Here is a 16,106-nt window from a genome sequence, read left to right on the forward strand (position 1 = left end):
AGCACGAAAAAGTGGAGGAGGGGCTTCCATTGAAACTGACCGACTTTATCGAAACCGTCGATCCGAAAATCCTCGAACGCGGACGGGACTACTACATGAACGGACACATCACTAAAGCAGAAAAGACGCTCGATGGCCTGTATATTTTTGCTGTTACAGGCAAGGAGATATACACAGTGACCGTCACCTTGCATTCCGATGAGGAAACCATTGCTCGGGCTGCCTGTACCTGCCCCTACAAAAAAGGCGGCTACTGCAAGCACCAGGCCGCGGCCTTCTATTTTCTGAGCGACGAGCAGTCCCCAAGAGGCGCTGCTTTTGACACCCCTCAGGCTGAAGCGCTTTTGAAGAACATGGACAAAAAGGAACTGATCCAGTTGCTGTCTGACGTGCTGATCCGCTACCCCAGCGAACGCAACCGGCTGATCCTGAGCCAGACGGACTATACCGATGGCCGCACCGCTAAGCAGATTCAGGGCACCATTCAGGAACTCATTTCCTGCTACAAGGGGCCGCGCGGCTATATCAACTACTATGACACCATGGAACTGTCTCACGAACTGACAGGCCTACTGGACGGACTGACCCATTTTGAGAACACACCGGCCAAACTGGATCTGCTGCTGGACTTTCATACACAAAGTCTGAAGCTGATCCCCCAGGCCGACGATTCAAGCGGGGCCATCGGTGATCTGCTGATGCTCATCCGGCATGAAATCAAGGATACCCTGGCTAAACTCTCTTTTTCCTCAGCAGAAGACCAGCAGGAAGCCCTGAAGCATCTTGAGGAAACCCTGAAAGAGGAATTGTATCTGACACATGTGGAACAGGCTGTGTACCTCCTGAAAGCCTGGACCCCTTTTGTGAAGGATCAGATGTCCAAAGGGGCCTACCTTGCTTTGATTGACCGCCAGCTGCAGCAGCTTAATGGACGCGAAGAGCGCTACTTCGGCAGTCAGCTGCTCCTGACTCAGGCTGAAATCATTAATGCCCATGACTCCAAGGACGACTATATCGCCTTTATGGAAAAGCATGCCGGCTGGGAAGAGATCCGGCTGGAGCTTTTAACGTTTCTGCTCAGTAACGATGACTGCCTGAATATTATCGAAGTGATCAATCCGGACCCAAACCGTCCCTTCCTTGACCAGGTAGACACGGAGACAGCCAGGATTTTGTATGCCACCTACGAAAGGATGGGCCAAACGGACCGGCAGATCGCTTTAGGGACCGAGCTGCTGCTGGACGGAGACATCGACTACTATGACAAGGTCAAGCCGCTCGTTTTTGATCCGGATGCTTTTTACAGAGAAATAAAAGAAAAGTTGAAAGAGCGGTCGGTGGATATTGCTATTCTGCTCACCTATACTAAGCTTTTAAAAAAGGAACAGGACCATGACAGTCTGCTTCAGCTGACCCGGGACAATCCCTACCTGATCGAGTCGGTGGTAGATCTGTTGAAAGGCGACTACGAAGAAGAAACAAGGCTAGTCTATGTCGAATATCTCCAGGAAGAAGCGAAGCGCGCCTGCAATCGCAAGGATTACCGACAGGTAAGAAAGAAACTGAAAGCGTATGGCGAGCGTTACGGAAAAGAAGAACGCACTGCCTTGGTCAGACAGCTGAAAAAACGCTACAAGCGCAAGGCTGCTTTTCTGGAAGAACTGAATAGGTTAAAATAAAGAAACGGGTCTGACTCATCAGACAGACCAAAGCAGACCAGACAGAAGACAGAGGACGTGGACCAGGTGATGGAGAAAAAATGCCCCTTCTGCGGGGAAGAGACGGTTGAAGAAGTGAGCGAGGACCACAAGAGAAAAGAGACAAGCTTAAAGTACCAGTGCGAAAGCTGCGGGCAGACGTTCGGTGTGCACCCGACAGACCCGGCGGACGCACCGGAAAAGCACTGTGACGGCTTTGCCTTTTCTTACGAAGGCTTTAATGCGGGTTACCGCTCGATTCGCATCGACCAGAGAGACGGCTATGCCGAATTGGTCATCAAGCCTGCTTTAAGCGAAATGACGGGGGAGGCTGCCCGTTTCCGAATCATGCTGAGTGAATGGCAGGACATCAAGCAGACCCTGTTTTATGACCTGTCTGTTTTGTCTTGGAATGAAGACTATACCGACTACAGCATTCTGGACGGGACCCAGTGGCATCTAAGACTGGAGTTTGACAACCAGCCCACGATCGAAATATCCGGCTCCAACGCCTATCCTGCTCTCTACCAGGACCTCCAAGCTTTCCTCAAGCCTTATTTTGACCAGGGGGATTTTGAGTTGGACTAGGACGTGCATCTGACAAAAAGGATCTGGAATTTTTTGATGATATCCTTTTCAGGCCTTTGGTTAAGAGAACATTGCATGAAAAAAGCCATTAGACATTGAAACGAGGAGAGGGACCTTATGGTTACTAAAACAGATCTTAAGCATCTTAGACGGTGCGTTGACCTGGCCAGAACGGCGGTGGAAAAAGGGGATCAGCCCTTTGGCTCAGTCCTGGTGTCCAGTGAGGGAAAAGTGCTGGCAGAAGACCACAATCACGTGGCGAGCGGAGACCATACCCAGCACCCGGAGTTTGCCCTGGCACGCTTTGCAGCAGCCAATTTGACACCAAAAGAGCGAAAAAAGGCCACTGTCTACACTTCAGGCGAACACTGTCCCATGTGCGCAGCTGCCCACGGCTGGGTCGGCCTGGGCAGAATTGTCTATGCCAGCTCTTCAAAGCAGCTGGTGCAGTGGATGGAAGACATGGGGGCACCCCAATCACCGGTTCGAAACCTCGCGATCGAGGACCTGATCCGGGATGCAGAGGTCGACGGCCCCGTTCTGGCATTTGCAGAAGAAATAAGGGAGCTGCACCGGCAAGCCTATGAAAAGCAGGGTTAGAGTAGAGACTCATTTATTCAGTGTACTTATTCTATCGTGAGGTGATTACCGGAAAGTGACGATTGAGTAGGTGGGTTTGGACAATGGTTTATACTTTAGATAGCCTTACATGTCATCGTATATCTTTTTCTGACGTTATATCTTCATAGATCCAGAAGGCACTAATAATGTTGAGTCCCAGTTTTTCTATAGAGATCGAGCTCTTTCGCTGATCTTAAATTTGTTAGCCTGCTCAGTGTGTGATAAAGTTGACCTATTAACATGTAAGCAGGTGTCAGGATTCTCTATTGAATGGTCAAACAGGTAATCATCAGCAACGGCAGATGTGAACAGCACTACACAGCTTAGGAAAGGAGACATAAGATGGTTGAAAATTACATGGAAAGTTTAGTTGACCGTTTGTTACCGAGTCTGGTTGAGGAAAACAAGCATATTTTAGCTTGTCAGAAATGCCAGGATGACGTGAAAGCCATAGCCTTAAACAACTTGAAGCCTGTATACGTCGTCACAGACAAAGGGAGTTTATATGCAAAAACAAAAGAATTTGATCCCCAGTTCCAGGTCGATGTCCAAAAGGAAATCATTCAAGCGATTGACAAGGTCATGAGTCATCCGCAGCATGCTCAATAACCCCAAGAGTGCAATGAATAAATACTTAGATATTTAATAGTGGCATCATATTTTTGAGGCAGTAACTGTTTTGGTTGCTGCTTTTTGTGTTAGTCTAGAAATTACTCACAACCTTTTAAGAGAAAAACCTCGCTGCTTAACTTTCTGACACTGTCAATGCTTAGATTCTACTCATAAATAAATGAAAACTAAATTGTTTACAGCGGGTTTATTAGTGGTGCCTTAAATCATATGTTTTATGTTAATATATTCTGTATAGGAGGTGCAATATGTCAGATATTCATTCACCAGAGATTTATGAAGTAGATTATTCAGCGAAGGCACTGTCTGCACTTAAACATGATCTTTCAGAAAAATCCAGACAGGCAGAAAAATTAATTTTTGAATATCCAACTGTATACATAATTAACCATAAAGAGAATCACGGTATTTCTGTCTATGTAGGAGAGACGGCAAATATTAGTAGAAGAACAATACAGCATCTCGGGGAAGATTCTCCTGACAAACAAGATTGGCTAAAAATAAACCGAGCAGAAAATGTCAAAATGTTTGTAGTGGGACATGATTTTTTCAACAAATCACTTACTTTGGACATTGAAAACAAGCTGATGCTGTACATGTCCACTCTCGACGGTGTAAAGAATCTTTATAACAGACGATCAAACGACCAAAATGATTACTACACATCCGATATGCTCGATGACATTTTTTCTAAAGTCTGGTGTAAATTAAGAGAAAAAAATCGGGAGCTTTTTCCATTAGAACGTTTGGTAAAGGATTCTGCTTTATTTAAAGCATCACCCTTTCATAAACTGACCAAAGAACAGACTGATGCAAAAGACAAAATACACTTAAAAATACTGGAAGCCTTGACCCGTGATATCGATGAACAATTGATATTTGTAGATGGAGCTGCTGGTACGGGTAAGACCGTCTTATTGAGCAGTCTGTTTTATGACTTGTTTAAAGAGGATAACGAGTATGATCCAATTTACCGCCAGAAGAAGAATTATTTACTAGTCAACCATGACGAACAGCTGAACGTATATCAGCAGATAATGGAGAAGCTTGGTGTTCTTAAAAATAACAAACAATCGGTGACTAAGCCTACAAGTTTTATCAATAAAGTATCTCCTGAGGAAAAAGCAGATGTTGTTTTGATAGACGAGGGGCATTTACTCCTAACTCAAGGCAAGCAGTCTTATAGGGGCAAGAACCATCTAGAAGACATCCTAAAAAGAGCTAAAGTAGTAATCTTGATTTTTGACAAAAATCAGATTCTGACAACCGAGCAGTACTGGGAAGATCACAAACTCATCGCCTATCAGCAAGAAGCACGAGTAAGAGATAACTATATCGAACTGAAAAATCAGATCCGTATCAATGCTGAACAGAAAACGATTAACTGGATTAGGACTCTCGTAGATCACCAGCATGTGCTGCCAGTTCCAAACGATTCGCGTTATGATTTAAGAATAATGGATACACCTGAGGCGCTCAACGATTTGATTGAGGTTAAAGCTAAAGACCAGGAATACGGTCTTTCCAGATTGCTAGCAACCTATGATTGGCCCTACAGCAGCAATAAGCTGGATTCAAAAAACGAGTATTGGAAAGTGAAAATAGATAATTGGACTAAGCCCTGGAATTTGTTGTCCCACGAGCCAAAAGATATTAAGCGAAAAATTAAAGGACTGGCTTGGGCCGAGCAACCTCAAACTATCAACCAGGTCGGTTCGACGTTTACGATCCAAGGATTTGATTTGAATTATGCAGGAGTCATTATTGGCCCTTCTGTCGTATATAGGAACGGAAAAGTACAGTTCAGGCCATCAAAAAGTGCAAACAAGAAAGCTACTAGAAGAAGAACTCTCGATGATGGCTCAAAGCAATCCTTTGGCGATACTTTTTTGCGCAATGAGCTAAATGTATTGCTCACAAGAGGGGTAAATGGGCTTTACATTTATGCCGTAGATAATGAGTTGAGAGAAGCACTGCTAAAAGCAGATTTAAGATTATAGGAGATGCAAACATGGATAGACTTGAAGAAATAGAGAAACAAATCGAACAGTTTAGAAACGATAGGGACTGGGCCCAATATCACAATCCAAAAGATCTTGCGATTTCTTTATCAATTGAAGTAGCAGAACTTCTTGAAAACTTTCAATGGAAAATTAGTGAAGATGCGGTTCAAAAAAATAAAGAAGACATTAAACGAGAGCTAGCGGACGTGCTGATATACAGTATCATGCTCAGCAACGAAATGGATTTAGACCTTGAGACAATCATAAAAGAAAAGCTAAAAGAAAATGAAGAGAAATACCCGATAGACAAAAGTAAAGGTTCAAATAGTAAGTATACTGAATTTACCAATTAGTCTTGATGCTAACTCAAAATAATATTATTAATCTCACCTCTATCTATAGAACATAAACAATTGTGTAATGAGGTGCCATTGCATAAACATAAATTAATAGCGTATCATAGTAATGATGTCATTGCTAAACTGTATTGATCAGTAGCGGGAGCGAATGTTTTCTTGGACATTTTTTAAGAGATTAAAGTGATTGACTTTCTGTATTATATTAGATTGAGTACGCCAAGGGACACTTTTATTTTTTTCGTTGTACTAAAAGAAATCATTCTAAATGGCCAAAGACCCTTCATAAGCTGAATTGACGAGGGTATAAATTTTATAGGAGATAGCCCTTGTCAAACCGTTGGTTTGCGGCCGTTCAATCTACCTAGACCACCTATAGTGTGCACCACAATCAGAGTGAACAACTGGCTTTGCATCGAAAGGAAGTGTCTCACGCGCTTGATTAAGCATACTATAAACTAACGCGGCATTTGAACGTGTATTGATTGGCCAATTGACCTCTATTCCATCAAAGTAAAGTGGATTATGCGGTTTTGCATGCTTAGCTAAAGCACCCTCCGCCTCGTGGATGTATTTACAGAACTCTTTGAAGAAGTTGCTTCAAAAGACATTAGCGTTTCGAGTAGCTTCTTCAAAAAGCCTTACACCTGCATCGATAATTTCATTTGTTTCTTTGTTTATGATTCCCCAGCCGACACTGGAAACTCCAATATCTAAGCCCAGAACTAAATTACTCATTTATATTCCTCCCGACAAATGTAATTTTTTTAATTGTAACATGAAAAGGATTACAATATGTCTATCAATTTCACTTTATGCGATATATAAATGGTATACTTTAATTAACTTATACACTATTACAATTGGAGGCATTTATATGGATAATTCTTCTGTTTTACAAGTAGAGGTGAAGTCATACCAGTCTTTAGCTGATTCAGATTTTAATCTTTATCAAGCTATTTTTGATATCGAAAATGAAATAAGTTTATTATCCAACCAGCCGGATACAAATGACTATTTAGTTTCAATTGGTAGTGGTATTTTAAGCGGACTATTAGATACCTTATGGGTAGGGAAATTCAACCTTGAACGAGGGCGAGCTATAGCAGCTGAAGAAGTTGACCGATTTGTTGTCAAAACAGCAAAATTGCTTGGATCAAAGTCTAATGATCTAGAATCTTCCGTTCGCTTTCTTGAAAATAAATTCCCGATACCAAGTGACGGTAATACTGCAGATTTAGGTGGTAGCCTTCAGCATCATCTGCGTGATTTTGGCCATCATCCTACCATCGTTGGTCTAATGTTTTCTCTTTTAACTCAATTTACATATAAATCATATGGAACCGACACAATAGGGCAATTTAAAGTAGTTGATGTTCCAGAAAGAAGCAAAGTATATATTGGTGACGATGTCCCGTCAAAAATTTTCAAAGGTACAATAATATGGTTTTTTCACCTTGTAAGTGACATGGCAGGGTCAAGTAATACAGTAGGTAAAAGTGGGGGTACAGGCATACCCGGTCCATTGCTTTCACTAGCTAAAGAGTTGTCTGCCTTACCTATTTTTAAAGAAATGACTGTAAAAGACCACTCACTTTCAGTCTTTTTATCTAAGTTATTTAATGGGACTCTATTAGCTAAACGAGATCAGCATGGAAACATCATTAAAGGGGAAGAACTCCGCTTTGATTTACGCGCAGAGATGGGTTTAGGAATTGAAGTCAGCCGTCAGGCATTACCCGTAATTGCAAATGAATGCATGGTGAGAAGTTTTTACTTTATTAGACGACTAGGTCTTGAATTGCAGAAGTACCCGATTCATTCAGAGAGTAATCTAAAACAAATTAGATGGGAAAATGTGAAACCTATTAACAATCCTACTCTTAGCCGGATGCTTACCATTTCTACTGGTGTATTTACCTCAATAGATATTAGCGAAGCTTTTATTTCTCAAAAAAACTGGATAGCTGTTAACTATGTAGGCATAGGTCGATTCATGGTTGCTGTAGGTTCAGAAATTTCTTGGGGATTAAGCAAGAGAAATTTATTAAATATTAGAGAAATGTACAAAGTCATCGAAAGCAACACCTATTTAGAATTGGATAACAATATAAATAAAAGAGTGGGTGAAGATATGGTCGAAGACAGTTTCGGGTTAACATTAGAACAAACAGAGATTCTTTATAACTTAGAATATTACAAGACACTAAATGATATAAGAACTACTAAAACACCTAGGAAATCAGGAGATATTAAAGTTTTAAAACATTTATGGCTTGTCGAATGGAAAGAAATCATGAGCAAAAACTTCGCAGGTTTTGTTAACATTCAGGATTCTGAGCTTAGATGGTTTACAGAAGAAGAGTTAAAAGAAGTTATCGAAACTAATCAACCAACTAATAGATGGTTTAAATTAGTTTTATTAGAAACCATGCTGTTCGAACCTTATTATACTTTAGAGCTGGAAGAAGATAATAAAGGAAAAACTAAGCCAGACAACAAGTACAAATCAATTCAAAATAAATTAAACGGGTACAATAAAAAAGCAGGGGATCATTTCATTAATTCGTTTTTCGTTGAGAGTTATTATCCCCAAAATTATATTTTCAGGTTGCGCAAAACATATAATAAAATAATTAACGAATTGAGCGAGACTTTGAAAACGGCCATATTATCTCTTTCAGTAACTTCTCTTATAACCATTTTAACTCTTGTCACAGCAGGTGCCTTTGCCCCAGCTATTGCCGTTACTTTAGTTGGATCTAAATTTGCCGGACTCAGTGGAGCTGCTTTAACTGCTGCCTCACTCGCTTATTTAGGTGGTGGAGCTGTAGCCGCTGGAGGTGCGGGTATGGCTGGAGGGACTATTGCAATAGTTGGTGGAGGGGCTCTTTTAGGAGCGGGCGTTGGCACAGGTATCGGTGGAGCTGTTGGTGTGTTTGGACTTCTTGGGAAAAAGAATACGATTAAACAATCTGCTAAACTGCTAGTATCGATTAGAGAAATCTTTTTAAATGATGAACACGACTTGGCATATTCTAATACCGTTTATGAACAATATGTAAATAAGATTATGGTAATTGAGAAAGGTATCATTGAATTAAATATGCGGGTTAGTGAATTATCAGGACAAGAGAAGAAACAACTTCAGAGAAAAATAAAAAATGCTGAAGAATCTGTAAAAGCAATGAAAATTGCGAAAAACAGTATGAGAAAATTTATCAGCTCATTTGAAGTTGGAAAAGATTATGAATAATACTAATCATTCAAATTATTTATGGTCGCGTTTGATATACATGAGCAAGTTAAAGATCTAAACTTAAAAATCAAACAACTTTGCATCTAAAATAAGTGCTGTAGATTATTAGAAATAATTTACGAGGAAATAAGGATTAGTTTAAAAGAAACTGGAGACTGATACTTACATGGAAACTAGATATTCATTCTTCTACAAGCAGGGGCACTGTATTAATGAATATCTTGATATCTTTTAAAAAATAATAGTATCGTATAATACCAGCAGCTTCAAATTGTGCTCAAAGGAAAAGATTTACAACTACAGGTGATATTTCCCCTATGACAAAAAAGGAGAGTATTATGTATAATAGTAAAATACAACAATTCCCCAATGAGGTAATAGAAGAGCTAAAATATTATGTCTACAGGCTAATTGATCCGAGAAATGGCGAAACATTTTATGTTGGTAAAGGTAAAGGAAACAGAGTGTTTAACCATATGAAAGCTTATGATAGAGTTGATCACTTTGAAGAGGCTGATGATAAAATACGAATTATAAGAGAAATAGATCGCGCGGGGCTTGAAGTCATTCATGTCATTCACAGGCATGGCATGGACGAAAAAGGGGCTTTAGAAGTTGAAGCTGCTTTAATCGATGCATACCCAAGCGCATCGAACATAGTAGGTGGACAGGGCAGCAACGACTATGGACCAATGCACGCATTGGAAATAATTGATAAATATATGTCAGAAGAAGCAAACTTTGAGCACAAGGTCCTTATGATTACTATTAATAAAACTGTTTTTGACCAAAACATTTACGATGCTACAAGATTTGCCTGGAAAATAAGCAAGGCTAAATCAGAAAAAGTTGAGTATGTTCTAGCCGTCATGCAAGGAATCATTATAGGTGTATTTGTTCCGACTGAATGGAAGGCTGCGACCTTAGACAACTTCCCGGAATTTAATTTTGAAGAGCCTAAAAGAATCGGATTTGTTGGACATGAAGCAGATAGCTCTATAAAAGAGTTATATTTACGTAAGAGAGTGCCCGTAAAATATAGAAAAAAGGGGGCAGCAAATCCGATTAAATATAATTTTTAGTGTGCCTACGATAGATACCTATTTACTTACAATCTAGCCCAAAGGAGTGACACCTATGCCTAATGAACTGCTTTTATTACGCAACGGTAAGGCTGAAAACCGCTCAGCTGATAAAAATGATGGGCTGAGAGAATTGACTGAAAAGGGGAAAGAAGAATTTCGTGCGTTTTTAGATAACACGGGAGGCAACTTAACAACACAAAACAATATAGTGGTTTGGACGAGCCCGCTCATTCGGGCCAGACAAACAGCTGATCTGTTTACGGAAGTCTTTGGTTTAAACAGTGCAGAGGAAAAAGACTTTATTGCTAATGGAGACTTCAGCGCACTAGCAGCAGCAATAAGCGCATTGGACGCTGATACCCGTATTGTCTGTGTAGGGCATGAGCCATCTTTAGGTCACTGGGTTAGAGAACTGGTGGGTTCTGAGTTTTCCTTTAAAAAAGGCGGCATGGCGCTGCTAAAATTGCAGGAAGGTAATCTATTCAAAGGAAAGCTCTTATGGGAGAGCGACCCTAAAGCTTACGGCAAGTAGTTAATCAATTATAAAGTGACAAAAAGGGCTATCTTCAAACACTTATTCCTTATGAATGATGCAAGGAGCTGAAACTGTAAATGTTTTGCAAGTAATATTTCGACAAAGGAGCACCTTATGTTAGTAACTATCATTTTCTATATTTTGATTATTCCGCTGTGTACTTTGATGCATGAGATTGGGCACGGTATAGCTGCTGTCATGTCGTCTAGAGCAACCGCACATGTACATTTGGGTCGTTTAAGTGATCCTGACAAAAGAAGCTTCAATATCGGAAGACTCCACTTTCATTTAAAGTGGTCTTATTATGGCTTCTGCAGCTCAAAGGGTGAGATGGACAAAAAACAAAGAATCATAAATATCATTGGAGGGCCGCTTGTGTCTTTGCTTATGGCCATTGGCTTTGGCCTCCTGCTCCCTTTGGCTTCTAATTTGGATGTTCAAACGTTACTGTCTGCAACAGCCAGTTTCTGTGCTGTAAGTTTTCTGGTGACAGCCGTACCCGTTAAGTATCCTAGATGGATGGGATCATATTCTGGGCATCCATCAGATGGGCTTCAAGTATTGCATCTCTTGAAAGAAAAGAGCTAAGTGTGTCACATTATTTATAATCAAGCAAATGTGGACAGGCAAGCATTATACTGAGAGAACCGGATAATAGATGTTAATTGATCTATACGGTTCTTTTAAATCATCCCTCTAATAATGCTTAAGCTAGAAGCACTGACTGGAAAAGGTTATAATAGTATAAAGAGAGAAGCGATGCTCATTTAAATTAGTGGTCGCTATGTTTTAGGTTGTTTTCCTATTTTTGATGACCTCAAACCCCGCACGCGTTTAGTTAATCTTGTTTCCCTGTCCATTATCCGCTACTAATCATCAGCAGAACAAACAATGACCGATAAAGGAGGGGGTGTCATCATGTCTAGTAAACGATACCGGGACATTAAGAGTAAAGTAGACAAGCAGGAAGAACTGTCCACTGAAGAACATCACGAGTTGTTGAAATACGAAGAACCGGAGTATTATGACAAGCTGACAAATATTTTGGACAACTGGGAAGACATGGACGAAGAAGTGTTCCAAGCTTTGTTTCGCCAGTTGAATCCCCAAGAGCAAGTATATGTCATGGACCATGTCAACACGTGGGAAGACGGGCTAGAGTAGACCACGAGAAAACAGAGAAACCCCTACAGTACACTTGATAGAGCCAGACCCCGTCAGTTCTTGAGCAGACGGGGTCTGGCTTTTTGTTTTCGGTGCGACAAAAAGTTTCTTGTAAAAAATAAAGAGAGCGCAGGGTACAAGTAAAAAAGGCCCCAAATAGCATGTAATCGTCAACTATTCCGAAAAGTAGAGTTTTTAGAATAGTTGAGAATTGGATAAATTATCTTATTTTGCGGACAAATTAAGTAAATGTGCCTCTGTTAATAAGGGGAGGTCAAATAAAAAACTTTAAAGAATAATATCAACTGCGCCTCTTTTTATGCTGCGCGAGAGGATGATTTTAAGCCTGTTTCAGGCAACTATTCCGTACAGTGGTACTTAAAACAGATTATACGATCCGTTACATTCTGTCGTGAATGGGAATGATTGCTTTTATAGCAGCGTTTAAGCGTCATTTTAGAATATTAAAACATGGCTTTTTCATGTGTGTCTATGCTTGTTCCAAAAAAAAACAGGGAAGACAGGGCTGTTTTCTTCTTCAATACACATGCTCAAGGCCTTGCGTTCCTTTTTTGAGCTTGCGGCTTTGAATGCTTTCCATTTTCAATGCTTCTGACTGCTGCATGCATCCTTGAATAAGGATACGATACACTATTCAGTCGAACGTATGTTTTATGGTATACTAAGTACCTTAAGGAGGTGTCCGCATGAGACCCGAACAGGAAAAACTGGTTCGCTTAAAACTTAGAGAGAAGCAGGCGCGCTTGCCTGAATTTACACTGGATTTCATATATGTGTCTGAAACGTCCAAGTCTTTGAGTACATGTTTTGAATATGCTAAAGACCTGACATTGTTTTATGATTATTTAGTTGCTGAGCGTATTATAAAAGTGGAACAGACACAGGACATCACCACCAAACACTTGAATGGCCTCTCTGAGCGAAATATAGTCGATTTTTTAAATTACCTGACGCATTATACCAAGACCTACAAGACGGCTACAGGCAAGGAAATCGATCAGGTCTTCACCAACCAGTCGGAAGGGAAGAACCGCAAATTGGCTACCTTACGCGTATTCTTCGATTATCTCTTTACCCGCAGCCTGATCGCGAGAGATGTGACTAAGCGAGTAGAGATGAAAATGAAAAAACGGGTTCGAATCAAGAATCGTCTAACAGATGACGAGGTCCAGCGCTTTTTCAGGACGATCAAAGAAGATATGAACGTACAAAGCGATCATGCCGGTAATTATCATCTAAAAACAAAATATAGAGATTATGTGATCGCTGTACTGTTCGCCTACTGCGGCCTGCGAGTCAGTGAAGTGTCGACGCTGGACATTCAGGATGTTTTTACTGAAGAGCATGCCCTGGTTGTCTTGCGCAAAGGCGGAAACGAGCAGATCATCCCGATTCCAGACGCCATTTATGATGTGATCATGGAGTATCTTGATCAGCGTAAGGCGATGACGCACGCTTTAAGAGAACATGAGGACGCCCTGTTTTTATCCATGCAGGGCAAGCGGATCCATCCCCGTTCTATTCGCAATATGCTGGAAAAATACCGCCAGCGGGCCGAGTTGTCCATGAAAATCACTCCCCACGTGTTTAGACGGACTTTCGGCACCAATCACTATAATACCTTTAAGGATATGTACTTAACGGCGCTTATTCTAGGGCATTCCAGTGCGGAAACGACCCGTAAATATTATGCGGATCCCAATGAAGAACGGGTCCGAAGCAGTATGGCCGGCTTCAGTTACGACTCTAAGTAGCACGCTAAAATCCGTCAGTTTTTTAGCATTTTTTTAACTTGCAGTCACTAACTGGATACTTAAGTGTACTGCTAATTATATGTGCAAAAATTAGTCTGATTCTTACTCAAAACAAAAAACAGCACCTCTTTAGTCAAGGTAGTACGGACTAAAGAGGTGCTGTTTGCATAGGCGTTACCTGTGTTCATACATAAAACGTTCCATATAGTAGACCAACATCTGACTGTAATAGCCGGGGAAGTAAAGGTCACTGACATGCTCGCCGTATGGGGCCTGGATCAGGGCAAAGTCAGTGTTTCCATTGTTTAGATAAGTTTGTTCAAACTTTCTGGACACATCCAGGCTGACAATCCGGTCGGTATCTCCGTGGTAGACTAGGGCTGGTGGGCTGTTTTCGTCAACCAGCAGGGCGGGATCGACCAATTCTTCTTCTCCCGTGATCTCCTGAAAGCCAGCCAGTCCATTGGCCGGATAGAGCGGAATAATACCGCTGATGTTTATTCTTTCATCCAGCACGTCCGTGTACGCTCCACTTGTCAAACCGAGGGCAACCGCGTTCGCCAGATGCCCGCCGGCTGATCCGCCTGAGAGGAAAACAGAATCAATATCTGCCCCATAGACGTCTTGGCTGTCTGCTAGGTGCGTCAGGAAAATACCTAGATGCCGGACCATGTCATCGATCGAAAATTCTCCAGATACTTCTTCCGCTACAGGAGAGAGATCGGATAGGCGGTTCTTATTGTTGAGCCCATACTCAACGTCAAAGACTATATAACCCTGGGAAGCGAAGTACTTATTGAACTGGGCGACGTTTTGAAAGCCACGCCCGCCGGTATTCCAGCCTCCACCATGTATACGGATCAGCACCGCCCGTTCACCCGGAAGATCCTCTGCTTCTTCAAGCGGGGTGTAGACATCATAGCGCAGTTCCAGTCCCTCGTCTACGCCCTCAGTGCCGGCATAGTAGAGCACATCCTCGTCAAGTTCATACTCTTCTGTCCGGACGCCGAAAAAGTAATCCGGCAAAGACAGCGGCTGCTGACGAAAAGCGGTCAAATCATCAAAATCTGAGCCGATATCTCCAAAAGCTGCAGTATAACTTTGTTCTGCCCCGGCCAGCATGGAAGGAATCAGAACGGTCGGAACCGCAAAGGCAACATAGAGCGCGGCTCCTAGAATAAGTACACCGTTGCGCAGAACGGACCCGCTTTTGAAGCCGGATATTTTAATGAAGAGGACCGCAGTGCTGGAGAAGATCAGCAGGTAAAACAGGCTGTACTGGGATAAAATGACTTCGGCTACTCCGATGCTTACGGGTACCAGCATGAAAAAAGCCATAATCAGACCAATCAGCAGTCCGGCTGCCAGCAGCACTGAAATAGTACGCCTGAACAGTCTGCTGATTTTCGATTTTTTCGTTTGAAAGTAGGTTCCACCACGCATCGAAAAACGCCTAGTATAAGGCGGTAAGGCCGAACGCGCAAGCAGAGCTCCCGTCAGTGTGAGCGCCAAGATAAAGAGTCCGGAGACTATACTGATAGACGTTGTATGGGTCGGAATGGAAGACGCTAGGGTGTTCAAAAGCATGACAGCAAACAGGCCTAAGCTGGACAAGGAGAGGTAGACGATATCCAGCCTTCTTTTATGGCCCTCCGGCAGACTGGCCAGGATGTTCCCGGTCAAAGTTAAAATCAGGAAAATCCCGAAGACGTTCCAGTAAAGAGTCTGTCCGGGCACAAAAGCATACACTAGGCTTAAGATAAAAGACAAAATATTGGCAGCTAGCAGGGTCTTGAGGGCAGTTTTCATAGTCTCACTCCAGTTGAGTTGATTTGGTTTACGCACGTTCTTCTCTTGATTGTACTGGATTCGAGATACAGGCGCAAAATATCCGCCGTAAGATCTGTTAAACTTGTAGGTTTCTGCTGCTAGTTCCTGCCCCTAAGAGTATATGAGTGCAGTTCCTAAGGGTGACCATGTATAATGAAGACGAACAGAGTTGCTATCCGTCATGCACTGTACAAGGGAGGAAAAAGGATGAAAATAAACTACGATGATCACGTTTTGGCTGACAGTGATCGCACAGTAATTGTGGAGAATAACCACTATTTCCCTCGAGAAGATGTGGATATGGAGCATTTGGTGAAAAGCGATACGCAGTACACGTGTCCCTGGAAAGGAGCTGCGACTTATTATTCCGTCAAGTACGGGGATAAAATTATGAAAGATGCGGCCTGGTCTTATGAGGAACCAAAAGAAAAAGCCAAACATATAGCTGGCCATTTAGCTTTCGATAGAAAGCTAATTTAGATAGAACAGCCCGCACATATAGTCACCCTGAAAACAGTCTTTATATCTGTTTTCAGGGTGACCTTTTTGGGTAAACCTTTAAT

15 protein-coding genes are annotated in these 16,106 nt (G+C 41.8%); 13 read left to right on the plus strand and 2 right to left on the minus strand.

Features of this window, described 5'->3' with window-relative positions:
* Positions 1-29: 29 nt before the first annotated feature.
* From ADIAL_RS10195 to ADIAL_RS10220, 6 genes are all read left to right on the plus strand, one after another.
* Complete coding sequence (locus tag ADIAL_RS10195; protein ID WP_034303212.1) at positions 30-1,679, plus strand: SWIM zinc finger family protein; 1,650 nt, start codon at positions 30-32, stop codon at positions 1,677-1,679.
* 66 nt (positions 1,680-1,745) lie between these two features.
* Entirely contained in the window at positions 1,746-2,285 is a 540-nt protein-coding gene (locus ADIAL_RS10200; RefSeq protein ID WP_155849214.1) for a hypothetical protein, read from the plus strand.
* Positions 2,286-2,402: 117 nt separating this feature from the next.
* Positions 2,403-2,885, plus strand: coding sequence for a nucleoside deaminase (locus ADIAL_RS10205; RefSeq protein WP_034303216.1), 483 nt, complete (start codon positions 2,403-2,405; stop codon positions 2,883-2,885).
* A 363-nt stretch (positions 2,886-3,248) separates the two neighbouring features.
* Complete coding sequence (locus ADIAL_RS10210) at positions 3,249-3,515, plus strand: late competence development ComFB family protein (protein WP_034303218.1); 267 nt, start codon at positions 3,249-3,251, stop codon at positions 3,513-3,515.
* A gap of 269 nt (positions 3,516-3,784) precedes the next feature.
* Complete coding sequence (locus tag ADIAL_RS10215; protein ID WP_034303220.1) at positions 3,785-5,536, plus strand: DUF2075 domain-containing protein; 1,752 nt, start codon at positions 3,785-3,787, stop codon at positions 5,534-5,536.
* A gap of 11 nt (positions 5,537-5,547) precedes the next feature.
* Positions 5,548-5,892: a nucleotide pyrophosphohydrolase gene (locus ADIAL_RS10220; RefSeq protein WP_034303222.1), complete on the plus strand. Its 345-nt coding sequence runs from the start codon at positions 5,548-5,550 to the stop codon at positions 5,890-5,892.
* Between the two features lie 603 nt (positions 5,893-6,495).
* On the opposite strand, the gene ADIAL_RS11405 is transcribed toward ADIAL_RS10220, so the two are convergent.
* A complete protein-coding gene (locus ADIAL_RS11405) occupies positions 6,496-6,633 on the minus strand; it encodes a hypothetical protein (RefSeq protein WP_155849215.1) in 138 nt (45 codons plus the stop codon).
* A gap of 139 nt (positions 6,634-6,772) precedes the next feature.
* Between ADIAL_RS11405 and ADIAL_RS10225 the strand changes: the two genes are divergently transcribed.
* The 6 genes from ADIAL_RS10225 (at position 6,773) to ADIAL_RS10250 (ending at position 13,713) form a co-directional block, all read left to right on the plus strand.
* Entirely contained in the window at positions 6,773-9,151 is a 2,379-nt protein-coding gene (locus ADIAL_RS10225; RefSeq protein WP_155849216.1) for a hypothetical protein, read from the plus strand.
* A 341-nt stretch (positions 9,152-9,492) separates the two neighbouring features.
* On the plus strand, positions 9,493-10,236 hold the full coding sequence (locus ADIAL_RS10230; RefSeq protein ID WP_034303224.1) for an LEM-3-like GIY-YIG domain-containing protein: 744 nt from the start codon (positions 9,493-9,495) through the stop codon (positions 10,234-10,236).
* Positions 10,237-10,291: 55 nt separating this feature from the next.
* Positions 10,292-10,771: a SixA phosphatase family protein gene (locus ADIAL_RS10235; RefSeq protein WP_051503858.1), complete on the plus strand. Its 480-nt coding sequence runs from the start codon at positions 10,292-10,294 to the stop codon at positions 10,769-10,771.
* Positions 10,772-10,888: 117 nt separating this feature from the next.
* A complete protein-coding gene (locus tag ADIAL_RS10240) occupies positions 10,889-11,362 on the plus strand; it encodes a hypothetical protein (RefSeq protein ID WP_034303226.1) in 474 nt (157 codons plus the stop codon).
* A 330-nt stretch (positions 11,363-11,692) separates the two neighbouring features.
* Positions 11,693-11,938 (plus strand): hypothetical protein, encoded by a 246-nt coding sequence (locus ADIAL_RS10245; protein ID WP_034303228.1) that lies wholly within the window; start codon positions 11,693-11,695, stop codon positions 11,936-11,938.
* A gap of 707 nt (positions 11,939-12,645) precedes the next feature.
* Positions 12,646-13,713, plus strand: a complete 1,068-nt coding sequence (locus tag ADIAL_RS10250; protein ID WP_051503859.1) for a tyrosine-type recombinase/integrase — start codon at positions 12,646-12,648, stop codon at positions 13,711-13,713.
* 174 nt (positions 13,714-13,887) lie between these two features.
* Here the strand turns inward: ADIAL_RS10250 and ADIAL_RS10255 are convergent, their stop codons facing one another.
* Positions 13,888-15,558: an alpha/beta hydrolase gene (locus ADIAL_RS10255; protein WP_155849217.1), complete on the minus strand. Its 1,671-nt coding sequence runs from the start codon at positions 15,556-15,558 to the stop codon at positions 13,888-13,890.
* 192 nt (positions 15,559-15,750) lie between these two features.
* Here ADIAL_RS10255 and ADIAL_RS10260 point away from each other — a divergent pair, with 192 nt between their 5' ends.
* Positions 15,751-16,023 (plus strand): DUF427 domain-containing protein, encoded by a 273-nt coding sequence (locus ADIAL_RS10260; protein WP_034303232.1) that lies wholly within the window; start codon positions 15,751-15,753, stop codon positions 16,021-16,023.
* Positions 16,024-16,106: the final 83 nt, after the last annotated feature.

Source organism: Alkalibacterium sp. AK22, from assembly GCF_000585255.1.
GTDB lineage: Bacteria > Bacillota > Bacilli > Lactobacillales > Carnobacteriaceae_A > Alkalibacterium.